At 62.9% G+C, this 17,127-nt stretch carries 16 protein-coding genes and 1 pseudogene; 13 read left to right on the forward strand and 4 right to left on the reverse strand.

Annotated features, from left to right (window positions below; genetic code table 11):
* Positions 1-121: 121 nt before the first annotated feature.
* Positions 122-1,177, reverse strand: a complete 1,056-nt coding sequence (locus RUW20_RS06820; RefSeq protein ID WP_313951447.1) for an HD domain-containing phosphohydrolase — start codon at positions 1,175-1,177, stop codon at positions 122-124.
* A 52-nt stretch (positions 1,178-1,229) separates the two neighbouring features.
* On the reverse strand, positions 1,230-2,156 hold the full coding sequence (locus RUW20_RS06825) for a LysR family transcriptional regulator (protein WP_313951448.1): 927 nt from the start codon (positions 2,154-2,156) through the stop codon (positions 1,230-1,232).
* Between the two features lie 105 nt (positions 2,157-2,261).
* On the opposite strand from RUW20_RS06825, the gene RUW20_RS06830 reads away from it, so the two are divergent.
* The 4 genes and pseudogenes from RUW20_RS06830 (at position 2,262) to ettA (ending at position 7,449) form a co-directional block, all read left to right on the forward strand.
* Positions 2,262-3,038 (forward strand): ferredoxin--NADP reductase, encoded by a 777-nt coding sequence (locus RUW20_RS06830; RefSeq protein WP_313951449.1) that lies wholly within the window; start codon positions 2,262-2,264, stop codon positions 3,036-3,038.
* Between the two features lie 325 nt (positions 3,039-3,363).
* A complete protein-coding gene (locus RUW20_RS06835; protein WP_313951450.1) occupies positions 3,364-4,179 on the forward strand; it encodes a PEP-CTERM sorting domain-containing protein in 816 nt (271 codons plus the stop codon).
* 468 nt (positions 4,180-4,647) lie between these two features.
* Positions 4,648-5,535, forward strand: a pseudogene (locus RUW20_RS06840) (group II intron maturase-specific domain-containing protein).
* A 249-nt stretch (positions 5,536-5,784) separates the two neighbouring features.
* Positions 5,785-7,449: an energy-dependent translational throttle protein EttA gene (gene ettA / locus RUW20_RS06845; RefSeq protein WP_313951451.1), complete on the forward strand. Its 1,665-nt coding sequence runs from the start codon at positions 5,785-5,787 to the stop codon at positions 7,447-7,449.
* Positions 7,450-7,576: 127 nt separating this feature from the next.
* Here ettA and RUW20_RS06850 read toward each other — a convergent pair whose 3' ends face one another.
* Positions 7,577-8,380 carry an ABC transporter permease gene (locus RUW20_RS06850; protein ID WP_313951452.1) on the reverse strand — a complete coding sequence of 268 codons (804 nt, stop codon included), beginning with the start codon at positions 8,378-8,380 and terminating at the stop codon, positions 7,577-7,579.
* Positions 8,377-8,982 carry an ATP-binding cassette domain-containing protein gene (locus tag RUW20_RS06855; protein ID WP_313951453.1) on the reverse strand — a complete coding sequence of 202 codons (606 nt, stop codon included), beginning with the start codon at positions 8,980-8,982 and terminating at the stop codon, positions 8,377-8,379. The genes RUW20_RS06850 and RUW20_RS06855 overlap by 4 nt, the downstream gene beginning before the upstream one ends.
* A 254-nt stretch (positions 8,983-9,236) precedes the next feature.
* Between RUW20_RS06855 and RUW20_RS06860 the strand changes: the two genes are divergently transcribed.
* The 9 genes from RUW20_RS06860 to bioD all read left to right on the forward strand — a co-directional run bounded on the left by RUW20_RS06860 (position 9,237) and on the right by bioD (position 17,123).
* Complete coding sequence (locus tag RUW20_RS06860) at positions 9,237-9,773, forward strand: VOC family protein (protein ID WP_313951454.1); 537 nt, start codon at positions 9,237-9,239, stop codon at positions 9,771-9,773.
* A gap of 275 nt (positions 9,774-10,048) precedes the next feature.
* Positions 10,049-10,423, forward strand: coding sequence for a DUF2934 domain-containing protein (locus RUW20_RS06865; RefSeq protein WP_313951455.1), 375 nt, complete (start codon positions 10,049-10,051; stop codon positions 10,421-10,423).
* Positions 10,424-10,481: 58 nt separating this feature from the next.
* Positions 10,482-10,955 (forward strand): carbohydrate-binding protein, encoded by a 474-nt coding sequence (locus RUW20_RS06870; protein ID WP_313951456.1) that lies wholly within the window; start codon positions 10,482-10,484, stop codon positions 10,953-10,955.
* A gap of 280 nt (positions 10,956-11,235) precedes the next feature.
* Positions 11,236-12,411 (forward strand): DUF2863 family protein, encoded by a 1,176-nt coding sequence (locus RUW20_RS06875; RefSeq protein ID WP_313951457.1) that lies wholly within the window; start codon positions 11,236-11,238, stop codon positions 12,409-12,411.
* A gap of 19 nt (positions 12,412-12,430) precedes the next feature.
* Positions 12,431-13,762, forward strand: a complete 1,332-nt coding sequence (locus tag RUW20_RS06880) for an adenosylmethionine--8-amino-7-oxononanoate transaminase (RefSeq protein ID WP_313951458.1) — start codon at positions 12,431-12,433, stop codon at positions 13,760-13,762.
* The gene (bioF, locus tag RUW20_RS06885) at positions 13,759-14,913 is read left to right on the forward strand and encodes an 8-amino-7-oxononanoate synthase (protein ID WP_313951459.1); all 1,155 of its coding nucleotides are present in this window, start codon (positions 13,759-13,761) and stop codon (positions 14,911-14,913) included. Before RUW20_RS06880 ends, bioF begins: the two co-directional genes overlap by 4 nt.
* Positions 14,913-15,671 (forward strand): alpha/beta fold hydrolase, encoded by a 759-nt coding sequence (locus RUW20_RS06890; RefSeq protein ID WP_313951490.1) that lies wholly within the window; start codon positions 14,913-14,915, stop codon positions 15,669-15,671. The genes bioF and RUW20_RS06890 overlap by 1 nt, the downstream gene beginning before the upstream one ends.
* Complete coding sequence (bioC, locus tag RUW20_RS06895) at positions 15,655-16,422, forward strand: malonyl-ACP O-methyltransferase BioC (RefSeq protein WP_313951460.1); 768 nt, start codon at positions 15,655-15,657, stop codon at positions 16,420-16,422. Before RUW20_RS06890 ends, bioC begins: the two co-directional genes overlap by 17 nt.
* 8 nt (positions 16,423-16,430) lie before the next feature.
* Entirely contained in the window at positions 16,431-17,123 is a 693-nt protein-coding gene (gene bioD, locus RUW20_RS06900) for a dethiobiotin synthase (RefSeq protein ID WP_313951461.1), read from the forward strand.
* Positions 17,124-17,127 lie beyond the last annotated feature (4 nt).

A 17,127-nucleotide genomic window follows, 5' to 3' on the forward strand; every position in this document is an offset into this window, starting at 1 on the left:
CGAGCATGGTCAACCTGGCCGATCCTCACCACGCCGCGCGGCATGGGTCTCTCCGCTGAGACCATGACCTCGGTTGCGGGCAACAAGCGCGGTGTGTGGCCAGTCGCGCGCCCGAACAAACTCATATCTCGTCGGGAAACTCTTCATCCTGAAAGCGCGCACGAATCTCGAGCGCTTCTACCTGCCGGGCGATGAACGCGGCAACACAGTCCGGGTCGAAATGTACATTGGCCCCTTGTTGGAGGAAGGAGAAGGCTTGTTCCGGTTGCCACTGTCGCTTGTACGGGCGGTCGGAGACCAGGGCGTCAAAAACATCGGCTACCGCAACGATCCGACCAAAGAGCGGGATGGCCACTCCCGCCAAACCATTCGGATAACCCGAGCCGTCGAACTTCTCGTGATGCGCGAGAGCAATCGAGGCAGCCGCTTGCAAGACTGTCGATTCACTGCCATCGAGCAGTTCGAAGCCAAGACGCGCGTGCCCCTTCATGATCGCGAACTCCTCCGGCGTCAACTTTCCCGGTTTCAACAGAATGGCATCCGGGATACCGATCTTGCCGATATCGTGCATCGGTGCAGCCTGCAGAATGAGCTCCTGATCGGCCGCGGAAAGGGCCAGCTCGTCGGCGATCAGGCGTGAGAAGCGCGCCATGCGCTGGATATGTGCGCCTGTTTCCGGATCGCGACACTCGGCGGCGCGCGACATGCGAAACAGCAACTCCTGTTCGCGGGCGTATACCGCTGCCGTTGCCTTGGCCACCTCTTCCGCCAGCCAGGAAGCGCGGTCGGCGAGGTGACGCCGGCTGGTATTGAGCGCCAGCATGTTGCGCACGCGGGCGGAGAACTCCATCCGGTCGACCGGTTTGGTCAGAAAATCCGTCGCACCAATGCCGAGCGCCTTGTAGCGCACGTCCTTGTCGTCATTGGCGGTGATCATCAGCACCGGCAGCTCGCCGCGACCAGGGACCTTGCGCAAACGAGCAATGAACTCCAGGCCATCGAGATCGGGCATCATGTAGTCGACAATGATCAGGTCCGGCAGGTTGTCCGAGCACCACTGCAAGCCCTTGGCTGACTCCTGAAAAAGCAAAGCCTCACAGTCGCCCAGTTTGGCGACCAAGGCCTTCAGCAGTACCAGATTAATGTCGCTGTCATCGACAATGGCGATTCGGTTCATTCTGTGCCCTCCCCGCGCTCCCCGCGTTCGGGTGAGTATAGCAAGAGCGCACCTAAGGGATGAACGACCACTCGATCTGATCACTGCGTTCGACGTGCGCCGTCATCGCCCGGCACAGACTGATGAACTCGCGCATTCCTGCGGTCTGAAATTTTCGCTGATGCCAGAGAAAGTGAAAATGCCGCCGCAGGTCAAGTTCTGGTGTTTCGATAGCCACCAGGCTGCCGCGCCGAAAAGCCTCGCGCAGGGCCAGGCGCGAGATGCAACCGATCCCCAGGCCGAACTCCACTGCCCGCTTTATCGCCTCGGTGTGCTCCAGTTCCAGCCGGACTTTGAGCGGCGAATGGTGATGGCGTAGCGCCTGATCAAGCGTCTCACGCGTCCCCGAGCCCGCTTCACGAACAATCCACGATTCCTCGGCCAGTTCGGCCAGCGTTGCCGAGCCCTGGCGCGCCAGCGCGTGCGTGGGCGCACAGAACACCACCAGCTCGTCGGCCACCCACGGTTCGACGACCAGTTCCGGGTGCCGGCAACTGCCTTCGATCAGCCCGAGATCCAGTTCGTGGCGCGCCACCTGATCGACGATCGTCGTCGTGTTGTGCACCTTGAGATGCAGCGTTCCCTCGGGGTGGCGGGTCAGAAAGTCGGCAACGATCAGCGTGGCGAGATAGTTGCCGATGGTCAGTGTCGCGCCAATCCGCAGCTTGCCGTAACCGGCATGGCCTTCGAGTCCACTTTCGATCGCCGCTGCCCGTTCGATCAATTCGACCGCCTGTGGCAGTAGCGCCTGGCCGAGCTCGTTCAAACGCAAGGACTTGCCGAAGCGGTCAAAAAGCTGCGTCTCGTACTGCCGCTCGAGCTCGCCGAGCGCCGTGCTGGTTGCCGACTGTGACAGGGAAAGCTCTTCGGCAGCACGCGAAACGCTCTCATGCCGGGCCACTGCCACAAAGACGCCGATCTGGCGCAAAGTGAATCGCATCTCTATATCTAATGTGCGGATATGTGTTATTCAAACAATCTGTTTTACAAATATAACATGGCGAACTACGATTGCCTCTGTCAACAGGACTCCAAGGTCAAATTCATGAGCACTTTCTCAGCCCAACAGGTTCTTTCGGTTCATCACTGGAACGAAACGCTGTTCAGTTTTCGCACCACCCGCGACCCTGGCCTACGCTTCATAAACGGGCAGTTCGTGATGATCGGCCTGCCGCAGGAGGGGCGCCCGCTGACACGCGCGTACAGCATCGCCAGCGCCAACCATGACGAATACCTGGAGTTTCTGAGCATCAAGGTGCCGAACGGCCCGCTGACCTCGAAGTTGCAGCATCTGGTTGTCGGTGACGAAATCGTCGTCAGCCGCAAGCCCACGGGCACTCTGGTTCTGCGCGACCTGCGCCCGGGCGAGAACCTCTACCTGCTGTCGACCGGTACCGGCCTGGCACCGTTCATCAGCCTGATCCAGGACCCGGAGACCTACGAACGCTTTGACAAGGTGGTGTTGATCCATGGCGTTCGCTGGCAGAAGGACCTTGCCTACAGCGACTTCATCAATCGTGACTTGCCGCAGCACGAGTTTTTTGCCGATCTGGTTCGCGACAAGCTGATCTACTACCCGACCGTGACCCGTGAGCCTTTCCGCAATCACGGCCGGATCACGGAACTGGTCAATAGTGGCCGCCTCTTCTCCGACATCGGCCTGCCGCCTTTGGATCCCGCTCGCGACCGCGCCATGCTCTGCGGCAGCCCGGCGATGCTCAAGGACTGCTGCGAGCTGCTCGATAGTCGTGGTTTCGAGGTGTCGCCACATATTGGCGCGCAGGGTGACTATGTGATCGAGCGGGCTTTCGTCGAAAAGTAGAGCTCTTGTTCGTAGCCACACTCAGCGACGATCGGCATTGACCGCGCTCAAGGAAATACTGGTCGCACGTCCCTACGGCGCGTCGTGTGCTGCGGGCTGTCGAATTTCTTTACAGATGGAGCGGTCGGCAGCCGGAGTAGAGAAGAACATCGTTTTTAATTCATGCGGATACTAATACTGGCACGATAATTGCTCCTTTAGTGTCGCGGACCTTTCCGAGGTCCACACTAAGCGACGGGACAAACACCTGAGCTCGCCGATGGTCACCACTATTGAGGAGTGCCACATGATGATATCAAGACTTGGGAAGTTTGCCCTGCCAACGATGGTGGCGGCTGTACTTGGCGCAGCCAGTGGCAGCGCCGTTGCTGCGCCCTGTCTCACCAACCCCACCGATACCGTCGGCAACCCTGTTTTTGGCGCGACCGTGCAGACCTTTTTGAACCTGGGTATCAGCACGGCTACCACCTGTATTGAAAACAGCGTATGGAGCGATCCGGCCAACTTCGGGCTGGGCACCTACCTCAAGGGCGCGGAGGGTCAGGGCTTTGGCTATGATCCGACGACCTTGGGGCTGTACGACGGTAGTACCACCGGGGTTGGCAACGCCAATGCGCGCGACTTCTACTGGGTGCAAGACACTAGCCCGAACGCCAACCTTAACGGTATTGCTGGCAGCGCGCCCTCAACCGGCATCATCTGGGATCTCGGGGGACAGGCCAATCAGCTTGCTGTATTCGTGTTCGTCGACCACGGCCCGGTGCCTGGCGAGGTGCTCGAAAACACCGCTTGGTTGTCGAACGATCCGAACGCAACCGACGCCGGCTGGACCCAGGCATTGCTGGTGCACGTGTATGGTGGCGGGTGGTCGCCCGATCCCGCCATCGCTGACGGTTTCGTGGCCGTTTACCAACTCCCCAACGCCGCGACCTTCCGTTACGCGTCGGTCACCTGGGGTGGACCCGGTGCAGTTACGCGCGATGGCGATAACGAAATCGACGCGGTCGGCGGTCTTGACTTCAACGGCGGTGGCGTCACCAACGTGCCCGAGCCGTCGTCGCTGGCATTGCTGGGAGTTGCCCTGGCCGGCCTGGTACAGCGGCGTCGTGCGGCGCGGTCCGCTCGCGCGCAGCACCAGTAGAGCACCCAACAGCACACGTCCCGGCTGCTCGAACGAACCCTTCGCGTTCTCGCGAAGGGTTTTTTTGGTGCGCCCAGCATGGGCGCACTCTTGCGGGTGCAAGTCCCGTCGTAAGTTGATCACAGCAAATGAAGTGAAGCGCAACTGCACGGGGGTGACCAAGTGTGGTGAGGACGCGTGCATCGAAGCTGCGAGCCGATGAACAAGAACCGGATAGAAGGCGCTGCGGAGCAGGGCGAGCGGGCACGTAAGCGCGAAGCTCTCGTGATCAAGGCGAAGTGGCGTAGATCCTGCGGTTATGCAGCGAAGGAGTGCGGCCCTTACCTGGGGAGATCTCGCCTTGTGCCTGAAAGGGCGACGGTGTCGAGCCGGAGCGAGAAGGCAGCAGCGGTCGTAGTCGCCCGAGGCGTGGCCGGAGAAGGCCGAGACCAGAGGTGAAGGACCAAACGAGAAGGAGTGTCTAGCCGCATGTTGATGCAGCAGGTATGGCGTCAGATGCCCGCGCAAGCGGGGCGAGTGGGCGTAGCGTGCGGTGAAGCTGCGCGTGATCCTGCCAGCGACCAAGTCTGCGATCCGCGACATGAACGGGCAAACACAGGGTCAGTGCTGCTTTCGACAGCACTGACGAGAGAGAACCTGCGACAGGCACTGAAGCGGGTGCGGGCCAACAAGGGCGCAGCGGGCGTAAGCGGTCTGAATATTGACCAGACAGCAGGTCATCTGGTGACCACGTGGCCGGCGGCAACTGGCACGCGGGGGCCATTGCTTCGTGCGCTACGCCGACGATGCAAACCTGTACGTTCGTAGCCACCGTGCGGGTGAGCGGGCGATGGAATTACTGCGCAGCCTGTAGGCCCACAACTACACTTGACGGTCAATGAGACCATGAGTGCAGTCGCTCGCGGATTCGGGCGCAAGTTCCTCGGTTTCAGCTTTTGGGTGGCCCCCAGGGGGGAGATCACGTGCAAGGTCGCCGCCAAGCTTTTGGCGACGTTCAGGCAGCGAATCAGGCAACTGACTGGCCGTTCTGGCGGTCGCAGCGTGGTTGAAGTGGTGGAAAGACTGCGCCCCCCTGTGGGCTTGGCTGGAAAGCCTATTTCCGGTTGGCGCAAACCCCGCGCATCTGGCAGACGCTGAAGGAGTGGATGCGTCAGCGGCTGCGGGCGGATCCAGCTCAAACATTGGAAACGAGCTCCGACCATGTACCGGGAGTTGAAAGCGCTCGGTGCGACGGCAAGTGCCGCGCGCCAGGTGGCTGGAAACTCACGACGCTGGTGGCGAAACAGCGACCGGCTACTGAAGACCGTGCTGAACATCCCCTACTTTGATCGCCTCGGGGTACCCCGGCTCTCCTGACCTCAACTTCTCGAACCGCCCGGTGCCGGACCCGCATGCCGGGTGGTCTGGCAGGGGCGCAGCCGCGATGGCTACCCCCGATGCCGATTCATGGAAACCCATCGTGATGTCGCCGGTGCGCGCAAGTGGCCGCCACGAACAACCAGTCTCGGGTAGACTTGCGCTTTCCGGACGGCTCGCATCCTGCGTCCACTGACCGCCTGTACCCGCCTGTAGCACTTTCCCACCTCTGGATCGATAAGCAAGACCATGGCTCAATACGTATTCACGATGAACCGCGTGGGCAAGATCGTCCCGCCCAAACGGCAGATCATCAAGGACATCTCGCTCTCTTTCTTCCCCGGCGCCAAGATCGGCCTGCTCGGTCTCAACGGCTCGGGCAAGTCGACGGTTCTGCGCATCATGGCAGGCCTCGACCAGGACATCATCGGTGAAGCGACACCGATGCCCAATCTCAAGATCGGCTACCTGGCGCAAGAGCCAGAACTCGACCCCGAAGCGACCGTCCGCCAGGAAGTGGAATCAGGCCTTGGCGAGGTTTTTCAGGCACAGACCAAGCTGGAAGCGGTGTACGCCGCCTACGCCGAAGCCGATGCCGATTTCGACCAGCTTGCCGAGGAGCAGGCGCGTCTGGAGGCGATCCTCGCCACCGCCGGCTCCGACCTCGGTAGTCAGCTCGAGCTGGCCGCCGACGCCCTGCGCCTGCCGCCCTGGGAGGCCCTGGTCAAGACACTTTCCGGCGGCGAGAAACGTCGCGTCGCGCTGTGCAAGCTGTTGCTCTCGCAGCCCGACATGCTGCTGCTCGACGAGCCGACCAACCACCTCGACGCCGAATCGGTCGAGTGGCTTGAGCAATTCCTGGTGCGCTTTCCGGGCACGGTGGTCGCCGTTACCCACGATCGCTATTTCCTCGACAACGCCGCCGAGTGGATTCTCGAACTCGACCGTGGCCAGGGCATTCCGTGGAAGGGCAACTACTCGAGTTGGCTCGAGCAGAAGGAAGCGCGCCTGGAAACCGAGTCCAAGCAGGAAGCCGGCCGCATCCGGACGATGAAGCAGGAGCTGGAATGGGTACGGCAGAGCCCGAAAGCGCGGCAAGCCAAGAGCAAGGCCCGTCTGTCACGTTTTGAAGAACTGAGCAGCGTCGAATACCAGAAGCGCAATGAAACGCAGGAAATCTTCATCCCGGTCGGCGAGCGCCTTGGCAGCAAGGTGATCGACTTCAAGGATGTCAGCAAGTCATTCGGCGACCGGCTGCTGATCGATAAACTCAGTTTCAGCGTCCCGCCCGGCGCCATCGTCGGCATCATCGGCCCCAACGGTGCCGGCAAATCGACCCTTTTCCGGATGCTGGTGGGCAAGGAACAGCCGGACTCCGGTGAAGTAGAGATCGGCAGCACGGTCAAGCTCGCCTACGTCGACCAGAGTCGTGATTGCCTCGACGGCGACAAGACCGTTTTCGAGGAAATCTCCGGCGGCGCCGACATTCTGACCGTCGGCAAGTACGAGACGCCGGCGCGCGCCTACATTGGTCGCTTCAATTTCAAGGGATCCGATCAGCAGAAGCACGTTGGCCAGCTCTCCGGCGGCGAGCGCGGCCGCCTGCACATGGCCAAGACGCTGATCGCCGGCGGCAACGTCCTGCTGCTCGACGAGCCATCCAACGACCTCGACGTCGAAACGCTGCGTGCCCTCGAAGACGCCCTGCTCGAATTCGCCGGCAGCGTGCTGGTCGTTTCGCACGACCGCTGGTTTCTTGACCGCATTTGCACGCACATCCTGGCCTGCGAAGGGGATTCGCAATGGATCTTCTTCAACGGCAACTACCACGAGTACGAGGAGGAAAAGCTACGTCGGCTCGGCGAGGAGGCGGCGAAGCCCAAGCGCATCCGCTACAAGCCGATTACGCGCTAATCACCGGCGTCCGACCGCAACGTTGGCCGGCGCCCCGGCCCTTGCGGGTGGACGCTTGGCGACGAGCGGAACGATGCCCTGGCGCCGTCGTTCGTGGTTTGCTAAATGCTCATCGATGGCCTTCGGATCAACTCCCGGGCAGGCTCAGGCGGTCCAGTCGCAAGCGCTGGCGCTCATCGAACAGGCGTCGGGCAGCAAAACTGACTGCGACGACGGTGCCGAAACCGGTCCCGCCGGCGATCAGGAACATCACCAGGATCTGGTACTTGACCGCTTCGACCGGCGGCGTGCCAGCGAGTATCTGACCGGTCATCATGCCGGGCAGACTGACGATACCCGCAGCGGACATGGCGTTGATGATCGGAATCAGACCGACGCGGATAGCCTCGTGTCGGCTGTCGGAAATCGCCCGTTGCCAGCTCTGACCAAGCGCCAGCCGGGTCTCGATGATCTGCCGTTTCTGTGCCGCATCCTGGGTCAGGCGATCGAGTCCCAGCGAGATGCCATTCATGGTGTTGCCGAGAATCATCCCCAGCAGCGGTATCGCGTATTGCGGCGCATACCACGGGCTAGTGCCAATCACCAGCACCAGGGCCATCACGGTGACGGTGAATGAAGAGACGAACATTGACAGCGTGCCAACGCCGAATCCCCACCAGCCGATGAATCGGCGTTTCTGGCGTACCATCACCTCCCGCCCGGCGACCACGATCATCACCCCCGCCATCAACGACACCCAGAGCAGATGGACATGGTCGAAAAGAACCTTGAGCACCAAGCCAATCAGAAATAGCTGGATGGTACTGCGGGCAGCCGAGGCGAGCAGTTGTCGCTCGACGCCGAGTCGCATGCGCAGCGACAGGCCCGCGAGGGCCAGGATCAGCAGCGCGGCGACCGCGAGGTCCAACGGGGAAAGGGTGATCACGCTCATCGCAACAGGCTCTGCTCCAAGGTGCCATTGCGCAGGACAAAGCTGCGTTGCGCGACGCGGTCTGCCTGATCGGCATCGTGACTGATCCACAGCAGCGCTGCCTGCCGTTGCCGTCGATAGTCGTCCAGCAAGGCCTCCACCCTGCGCGTGCTCTCCTGGTCGAGATTGCCGGTCGGCTCGTCCAGTAATAGAGCGGCCGGACCCTGCATCAAGGTGCGCAACAAGGCGAGCCGCTGTCTCTCGCCGGTCGAGCATCGGGACACCTCCCAATCGATTGCCGCGTCGGGCAAGCCGAGCTGTTCCAGCCAGGCCGCATTGACGCCCTGGTCGAAGTGGTCGCGAACGTGCTCGGACCACCACTGGCTTTCCGCGACGACCAGGGCGACGGAACGTCGCCAACCCGGGGCAGGCAGGGTCGCGCAGGCGTCCGTATCAAGGTAGGCCTCGCCAAGGTGGGAATCGAGGTCGGCGATCGCCCGCAACAGCAGGGTCTTCCCGCTGCCGGAAGCGCCCAGGATACAGACGCATTCACCGGCGCCGACAGAGAGCTCGATCGGGCCGACATGGCGAGTCCGCAGTTGATGAAGACGAAGGCTGGCCACGACTTACACTCACCTCATCGGGCATTCGATGCACGGGAACGTGAAGGAATAGCTCGCGCAGCCTGGTCTCGATACGGCGTGATGCCGATTGCCACCCGCTGCGCGGGTAGTGAAGTGGTGATTGTAGGGGCAATCGTTGCCATAATGGGTCGAGTTCGGTCGCGGCAGCGTCGATCAAGAGGTGCTGCCCAGCGGCTGTGCTGCGTCGGTGACCAGCGGCGGCGGGTGGACGAAAACAAGCGCGGGAGATGATCATGAAGATCCGGAAGATTCATCACGTGGCCTACCGCTGCGTAGACGCCAAACAGACGGTCGAGTGGTACGGCAGGTATCTCGGCATGGATTTCATTCTGGCAATCGCCGAGGATCAGGTGCCGTCGACCGGGGAACCCGACCCGTATATGCACATCTTCCTCGATGCCGGCGGCGGCAACGTTCTGGCCTTCTTCGAACTGCCGACCCAAGCACCGATGGATAGAGACCGCAATACCCCGGCGTGGACTCAGCACATTGCTTTCGAAGTCGAATCGATGGCCGATCTGTTGGCTGTCAAGCAGCGCCTGGAGGCCGACGGTATCGAGGTCGTGGGGATCACCGATCATACCCTGTTCAAGTCGATCTACTTCTTCGACCCCAGCGGCCATCGCCTCGAGCTGGCCTTCAATACCGCCACGGCGGCGATGATGGACAGGTTGGACGCCGTGAAATGGGAGATGATCGAGGAATGGGCGAAGACCCGAAAGGCGCCGAAACACGCGGCGTGGATGCATGATGGCAGCCATCTCGCCTGATCGCGGCCCGTTTCCCTGCACCGCCGCCAGAACAGAAGATGCCATCCACCGTGCGCTTGCGAGCCTGTTGCCGGCACGCAAAACGAACACGCCTGGTCTGCTTCAGACGTCTTTGACGTCAGCGTTTGCCGAGTCGCCATGCAAGCTTGGGCAGGCATTCGCCTTGACCGGCAAGCGCGATCTTTCTATGCTGTGAAGGTACGCTGCGGTCGCGCAGGCGACCTCGGAACTCACTCACTGACCGAACCATACCAGCATCGACACAAGGGACCATCATGACCAACGAAAACACCACGACCAAGAGAAAACCTGCCGCCAGGAAGACCGAGACCAAGCCAACAACGGCTGCCGCCACGGCTGCCAAGGCGCCGGCGGCTGTCAAAGCAGCGCCAGTCGCCGCCGCCAAGAAAGCACCGGTGCAGAAGGCCGCCCCGGCTGCGACTCAGGCCAACGCCACGCAGAGCGCTACAGCTCAGCGCAGTACGACGGCCGCCAAGCAGGCGACGCCGCCACCGGGTGCCGAGGAACGCTATTGCATGGTCCAGTCGGCAGCCTATTTCATCGCCGAGAAAGATGGTTTTCAAGGCTGCGCCACCGACTACTGGATGCGTGCCGAGCGCGAAGTTTCGGCCCAGCTCGGAGAATCGTAGGCGTAGCATCATGGCCTCTGCGTCGCCGAGTGCCTTTCACCGTTAGGGGATTCAACGTATGCGCAAGCGAGTCATCACCGATGTCCAGAAGGTTGCCGCTCAAGCGACTGGAGACTGGCTGAAGCTTGAAGACCTGGCCGAGGTCGAAATCAGCTCGGAACACAGCGACCATCCCATCGAGTCAGCGCTGGTGCCCGACGGGGGCGTTGGTTGGCGTGCCGCCGTGCCCGGCAAACAGACCATTCGTCTGCTCTTTTCGCCGCCGCAAGCGGTGCGGCGGATTTGGCTCTCGTTTGTCGAATCGACGGTGCAACGCACCCAGGAATACGTTGTGCGCTGGTCGGCCGACGGTGGGCAGTCGTTCCGGGAGATCGTCAGGCAGCAATGGAATTTCAGCCCGGAAGGCGCCAACAGTGAAACTGAAGACCACCAGGTCAATCTTGGCGCGGTGACCGTGCTCGAATTGATCATCACCCCGGATCTCGGTAACGAGCAAGCCTTCGCTTCTCTGGCGCAGCTGCGTATCGCCTGACTATCCGCGCCCCTTGGTGACCCGTTCAGCTGGCTGCGTTCAGGCTCACGTGGTCGCCGCCGCCGGCCGTAAAGCAGGTCACGGCTTCCCGACCGGCATGTGGCGCCAAGCCACTGCGGTAGCTCCAGGGCGTCTGCCGTATCGCCTGTGGGTCTTCTCCGGAGCGCGCGCCCTGCTTGCGCTGGCGCGTTCCGCGCAGTCACACAAGATGCATGTGCACGAACGTCGGACTCGCCAGCTTGATACAATGGCGGATTGACCCTGTCGCAGGCTCCCGACGATGAAACGCAACCGCTTCTCTTCCCGCAAGCGTATTTCTGCTGATGCCACCGAACTGGGTCGCCTGGCGATCGGCCTCGCCGAGTCGGGCAGCAAGCTCGAGGACCTGTTCTGGCAGAACTGCCTTGCCGAAATTCTCAACCGGCTGTTCCAGGACGGTGCCGAGGATGACCTGACCGCCGCGCTCGACCGCCTGTTCGATACCCATGCGATGGCCCATGACGATCTCGCCGACATCGTCGAGTCGCACGCCGAGTCGTGCGTGATGTCGAATCAGGGCCAGGAGTTCGACGTTCTGCTGCTGGCCGTGCCCGTGCTGGGTTGGTCGCGCTTTTCAATCCCGGCTGCCGCGATCCCGAAGAATACGCTGCAGACGCTGAAGGTCCACCTTGGTGCCCATGTTCTGGCTGGCGGAACCCGGCTCGCCGTCGCCGACTACCTCTACAGTCCGGACCAGCTACCACACAGTTTTGTCGAAACCTGGCAATTGATGCAGGAGCTGGGGACGGCCGCACTCGCCGGCACGGACCTCAACGTCAACGCATTGGCCATGCCGGAAACCAACCGCTTCCTCTCCGACACCCGCTACCTGGTCGCTGCCCTGGTCGTTGCGCGCGGCATGCCGCTTTTCCGCTGGAACGAGGTGGACAAGACGACTCGTGAAATAGCCCTCAAGGAATGGGTGCGGCAGGGCGGACCCAGCCTCGAACCGCTGCTCACTGGCTGCGCCTATCAACCGTTGCTGGCTGATGCCTATCACGCTGCTTGCCGAGCCGCCGACAGTGCGTCGCGCCCCTACTCGCTGAATGCCTCGGTCGCCTTTCTGCAAGCCACCCTCAACCTGCAAGTAGAAGAACTGCGCGCCGTGGTTGGCGGCTTCCACGACAAGCGACTCGAAGAGTACCGAATCGGCTTTGGCCCCTGCGACAGCGACGTGATTTACCACGGCGTCGTCTGGCCACTGCTTGGCGTGGAAGATGAAACGACCGATGTCGCCGGCGAAATAGAAACGGTGTTGCGCAAAACCGGCCTCAAGGAAATCAGCGTGCTCGACCAACAGTTTCCCTACGAGTTCTGTGACGACTGTGGCGCCCCCCTCTATCCCAACGTCGAGGGTGAGACGGTACACGCCGAGATGCCGGAACAGAACGACGCGCCCTCGCAGACACTGCACTGAACGCCTACCCGATCCCGCTATGAGCAACAGCGATTTGCTGCAGCGCAGCCTTGCCGCCGTTTGGCACCCATGTACCCAGATGAAGCAGCACGGAGCGGCTGCCGACGCCTTGCCGATGGTCCCGATCGCCAACGGCAAGGGTGTCTGGCTATACGACTTCGATGGCCGGCGCTATCTGGACGGCATCAGCTCGTGGTGGGTCAATCTGTTTGGCCACTGCAATCCGCGGATCAATGCGGCGCTACGCGCGCAGCTCGACGAACTGGAGCATGTCATTCTCGCCGGCTTCACGCATCGGCCGGTGATCGAACTTTCCGAACGTCTCTCGGCACTTTCTGGCGGCGCACTCGGCCATTGCTTCTATGCTTCCGACGGCGCATCGGCGACAGAAATCGCGCTCAAGATGTCGTTCCACTCCTGGCGCAACCGCGGCCGCGAAGAAAAACAGGAGTTCCTCTGTCTGGCCGGCAGCTATCACGGCGAGACCGTCGGCGCCCTGGCCGTGACCGATGTCGCGCTGTTCAAGGACGCCTACGCGCCGCTGATCCGCCCGGCCAGCACCGTGATGACGCCCGATGCACGCCTGGCGGAGGAAGGTGAAACAGCGGTCGACGTCGCCCGGCGCGCGGCCACTGCCCTCGAACGTCATCTCGAACAGCACCATCGCCGCATCGCGGCGCTGATCGTGGAGCCGCTCATCCAGTGTGCCAGCGGCATGGCGATGTACGATCCCGAGTACCTGCGGCTCGCCAGGGGCCTGTGCGACCGCTATGAGGTTCATCTGATCTGTGACGAGATCGCCGTCGGTTGTGGCCGCACCGGCACTTTTTTCGCCCACCAGCAGGCGGGTATCAGACCGGATTTCCTGTGCCTGTCGAAAGGCATTTCCGGCGGTTATCTGCCGCTATCGATCGTGCTCACCACCGACGATGTCTACGCTGCGTTCTACGACGACCGCCTCAGCCGGGGCTTTCTCCATTCCCACTCCTACACCGGCAACGCGCTGGCCTGCAGGGCAGCCCTGGCGACGCTCGACATCTTCGCCGACGACGGGGTGATCGAGGCCAATCGCTCGCTCGCCGCGCATCTCGCCCGCTGTCTGAGTCCCCTGGCCAAGCACCCGCAGGTGCGCCATCTTCGCCAGCGCGGCATGATCGCGGCGTTCGACGTGCTCAGCGATGACCCACAGTTCTCGGAACGCTTCTACCGCCAGGCGTTGGCCAACGAAATCCTGCTGCGGCCGATAGGCAACACGATCTATTTCATGCCTCCCTATGTGATCAGCCACGAGGAATGCGAGTTTCTCGTGGCGCAAGCCATCGCCACGCTCGACGTCGCGCTGCACCGATGATTGTGGACCAACTGCAAAGCGAGCTGGAGGCCCTGCAAGGCGACGGCCTAAGACGCCATCGCCGCACCCTCGAGCTCCCCTGCGGGCCGCAGGCCCGCGTTGATGGTCATCCTCTGCTCAGCTTCTGCAGCAACGACTACCTCGGTCTGGCCAATGACCCGGCGCTGATCGACGCGGCCTGCGCCGGCGCCAGAGCCTGGGGCGTCGGCAGCGGCGCTTCCCATCTGGTCAGCGGCCATCTCGTCCCGCACGCGGTACTCGAGCAGAAACTCGCCGATTTCACCGGCTTCGCCCGCGCCCTGCTCTTCTCAACCGGCTACATGGCCAATCTGGGTATCGTCCCGGCACTGGTCGGGCGCACGGACGCGGTTTTTGCCGACCGTCTCAACCATGCTTCGCTGATCGACGCCGTGCAACTCTCACGCGCTGACAGTCAGCGCTATCCGCACGGCGATCTGGCAGCGCTGGAGCGCCTGCTCGCGGCCAGCTCTGCCCGCCGCAAACTGATTCTCACCGATGCCGTGTTCAGCATGGACGGCGATCTCGCGCCGTTGCCCGGACTGCTCGAACTCGCCGAGCGCTTTGATGCCTGGCTGGTGGTCGACGATGCCCACGGCTTCGGCGTACTCGGCGCACAGGGACGCGGCAGCGTCGCGCACTTCCAGCTGCCGGCCAGCCGGCGCCTGGTCTACATGGGCACCCTCGGCAAGGCGGCTGGCGGGGCCGGCGCCTTCGTTGCCGGTGACGCAACGCTTGTCGAATGGCTACAGCAGCGCGCCCGAACCTGCATTTTCACGACCGCCGGCAGCCCGGCTATCGCTTGTGCGCTGGCCACCAGCCTTGAACTGATCGCTGATGGCGATGCACGGCGTAATCGGCTATGGCAACTCAGCGCGCAGTTGCGCGACGGACTGGCCGACACGCGATGGCAGCTTCTGCCCTCGCCGACAGCGATCCAGCCGGTGATCATCGGCGACAACCACGAAGCCCTGCGCGTCGCCACCGAGCTCTACCAACGCGGCCTGTGGGTACCGGCGATCCGACCACCGACAGTGCCCAGAGGGACCGCGCGCCTGCGCGTGTCGCTGACCGCGGCGCATACACCGGAGCAGGTCGCCCGCCTGATAGACGCGCTGCGAGAGCTCGCGTGATGCAGATCGTCGGCACGGGCCCGGATCTCGCCCTGATCCACGGTTGGGGGCTGGGCAGCTGGGTCTGGCAAGCATTGCTCGAACCCTTGTCAGGTCGCTGCCGGGTACACCTGGTCAACTTGCCCGGCTACGGACGGGCGCCGGCCGATGGTGGCGATTTCGCGGCCACAGCTCGGGCCATGATCAACGCCCTACCCGAAGGGGTGACGCTGTGCGGCTGGTCACTTGGCGCAATGCTGGCAATGCGCGCGGCGCTGCTGGAGCCGGAACGTGTGGCCGGGCTGATACTGGTGGGTAGCACAGCCCGTTTCACGCGACGCGCCGATTGGCCGGCGGCGCAGGCGCCGGCTCTGCTCGACAGTTTCCTGGCCAGCGTCAGACAGCGGCCGGAGCGAGCGCTGCAGCGCTTCGTCGCCTTGCTCGGTCAGGGTGACGCCGAGGCGCGGATGATCACGCGCACACTCCTTGCCGGCCTGCGCCAGGCGCCGGTGCCGGACGCCGAAGTGCTGAGCCGTGGCCTGGAGTGGCTGCGGGACATCGACTTGCGTCTGCTGGTACCAGCCATCGCTACGCGCAGCCTGCTCATTCACGGCGAGAACGACTCGCTGAACCCAGTGGCAGCGGCAAGCTGGTTGTCGCAAGCGCTGCCGAACGCCAGCCTGGAGATTCTTGCGGAGACCGGTCACGTGCCCTTCCTCGCTGACCCGGATCGTTTTGTCCGACTGGTGAACGATTTCTGCCATGCTGCTGCCGCCTAAACCGCGTGTTCGCGAGTCCTTCGAGCGTGCGGCAGCCTCGTATGACGACGCCGCCCTCTTGCAGCGGCAGGTCTGCGAACGCCTGTTGCTGGAGCTCGCACCGTTTCCCGAGCCAAGCCACATTCTCGATGCCGGCTGTGGCACTGGCTACGGCTCGCGCTTGTTGCGCGCGCGCTGGCCCGCGGTGCACATCACGGCGGTCGACTTCGCCACGACCATGCTCGCCGCAGCGCGTGACGATGCCGACATTTGTCTGGCCGCCGACATCGAGGCCTTGCCCTGCAAGGACGATTGCTTTGCTGCCTGGTGGTCCAATTTGACCGTGCAGTGGTGCGATACGGACAGTGTGCTGGCTGAAGCGCACCGCGTCTTGCAACCCGGCGGGCAACTGGCGCTGAGTACGCTCGGCCCCGACACCTTTTGCGAACTGCGCGAGGCCTTCGCCGGCATCGACCGCCACCGCCACACGCTGAGCTTCAGTGAACCGGCTGCCATCAGCGAGGCTCTGTCGCGTGCCGGCTTTTCCGCCATCAAGCTCTACCGGCAGACGATCAACCTGCACTACCCTGATCTGAAGAGACTGCTGCGAGCGATCAAGGAGATCGGCGCCAACTCGGTCGGCGATGGTGCGCGTAGCGGCCTGCTCGGCCGCGGGGCCTGGCAGCAGGTACAGGCGGCCTACGAGCAGCATCGCACGCCAGCCGGCCTGCCCGCGCGCTACGACGTGATTCTCGCCTACGCCAGAAAGTGAGGGAGCACATGCAAGCGGAGCCCGTGCACCACCAGGCCGCCTGGTTCATCACCGGCACCGATACCGAAATTGGCAAGACCTTCGTCGCCTGTGCCCTCTTGCACGCACTGCGCAACGCCGGGCTGAGCGCGGTCGCGATGAAACCGATCGCCGCCGGCTGCGACGATCAGGGACGCAATGACGATGTCGAGCGCCTGCTCGCGGCATCGTCACTGCAGCCACCGCGAGAGTTGGTCAATCCGTACTGCTTCCAGGCCGCAGTCGCACCGCACATCGCCGCCGCGGAGGAAGGACGACGCATCGAGCTGCCGCATATCGCCGCCACTCTCCGGCAACTGCAGGCCATGGCCGACGCGGTTCTGGTCGAAGGTGTTGGCGGTTTCTGCGTTCCGCTCGGCAGTACCTACGACACCGCCGATCTGGCAGCGACGCTCCAGCTGCCGCTGATCCTGGTCGTCGGCATGCGGCTTGGCTGCATCAACCATGCCCTGTTGACCCAGCAGGCAATCGCTGCCCGGGGGCTGACTCTGGCTGGCTGGGTGGCGAATCGAATCGACCCGACGATGTCACGCTTCAGCGAAAACCTGGCCGCTTTGCAGGCACGGCTGACCGCACCGCTGCTCGGCGTTGTCGAACATGGGACGACGCCCGAGCAAGCCGCGCTGATGCTACAAGTGCCCAATGGGGTGCGCCAACCGTAACACG

The organism is Accumulibacter sp., assembly GCF_032229525.1.
GTDB lineage: Bacteria > Pseudomonadota > Gammaproteobacteria > Burkholderiales > Rhodocyclaceae > Accumulibacter.

Bases quoted from the DNA above. Each gene is read 5' to 3' on its own strand.
- ettA (WP_313951451.1), top strand. From the start codon at position 5,785: ATGGCTCAATACGTATTCACGATGAACCGCGTGGGCAAGATCGTCCCG.
- RUW20_RS06875 (WP_313951457.1), top strand. From the start codon at position 11,236: ATGAAACGCAACCGCTTCTCTTCCCGCAAGCGTATTTCTGCTGATGCC.
- RUW20_RS06860 (WP_313951454.1), top strand. From the start codon at position 9,237: ATGAAGATCCGGAAGATTCATCACGTGGCCTACCGCTGCGTAGACGCC.
- RUW20_RS06825 (WP_313951448.1), bottom strand. From the start codon at position 2,156: ATGCGATTCACTTTGCGCCAGATCGGCGTCTTTGTGGCAGTGGCCCGG.
- bioC (WP_313951460.1), top strand. From the start codon at position 15,655: ATGCTGCTGCCGCCTAAACCGCGTGTTCGCGAGTCCTTCGAGCGTGCG.
- RUW20_RS06835 (WP_313951450.1), top strand. From the start codon at position 3,364: ATGGTGGCGGCTGTACTTGGCGCAGCCAGTGGCAGCGCCGTTGCTGCG.
- RUW20_RS06830 (WP_313951449.1), top strand. From the start codon at position 2,262: ATGAGCACTTTCTCAGCCCAACAGGTTCTTTCGGTTCATCACTGGAAC.
- RUW20_RS06820 (WP_313951447.1), bottom strand. From the start codon at position 1,177: ATGAACCGAATCGCCATTGTCGATGACAGCGACATTAATCTGGTACTG.
- RUW20_RS06865 (WP_313951455.1), top strand. From the start codon at position 10,049: ATGACCAACGAAAACACCACGACCAAGAGAAAACCTGCCGCCAGGAAG.
- RUW20_RS06890 (WP_313951490.1), top strand. From the start codon at position 14,913: ATGCAGATCGTCGGCACGGGCCCGGATCTCGCCCTGATCCACGGTTGG.
- RUW20_RS06870 (WP_313951456.1), top strand. From the start codon at position 10,482: ATGCGCAAGCGAGTCATCACCGATGTCCAGAAGGTTGCCGCTCAAGCG.
- bioF (WP_313951459.1), top strand. From the start codon at position 13,759: ATGATTGTGGACCAACTGCAAAGCGAGCTGGAGGCCCTGCAAGGCGAC.
- RUW20_RS06880 (WP_313951458.1), top strand. From the start codon at position 12,431: ATGAGCAACAGCGATTTGCTGCAGCGCAGCCTTGCCGCCGTTTGGCAC.
- bioD (WP_313951461.1), top strand. From the start codon at position 16,431: ATGCAAGCGGAGCCCGTGCACCACCAGGCCGCCTGGTTCATCACCGGC.
- RUW20_RS06850 (WP_313951452.1), bottom strand. From the start codon at position 8,380: ATGAGCGTGATCACCCTTTCCCCGTTGGACCTCGCGGTCGCCGCGCTG.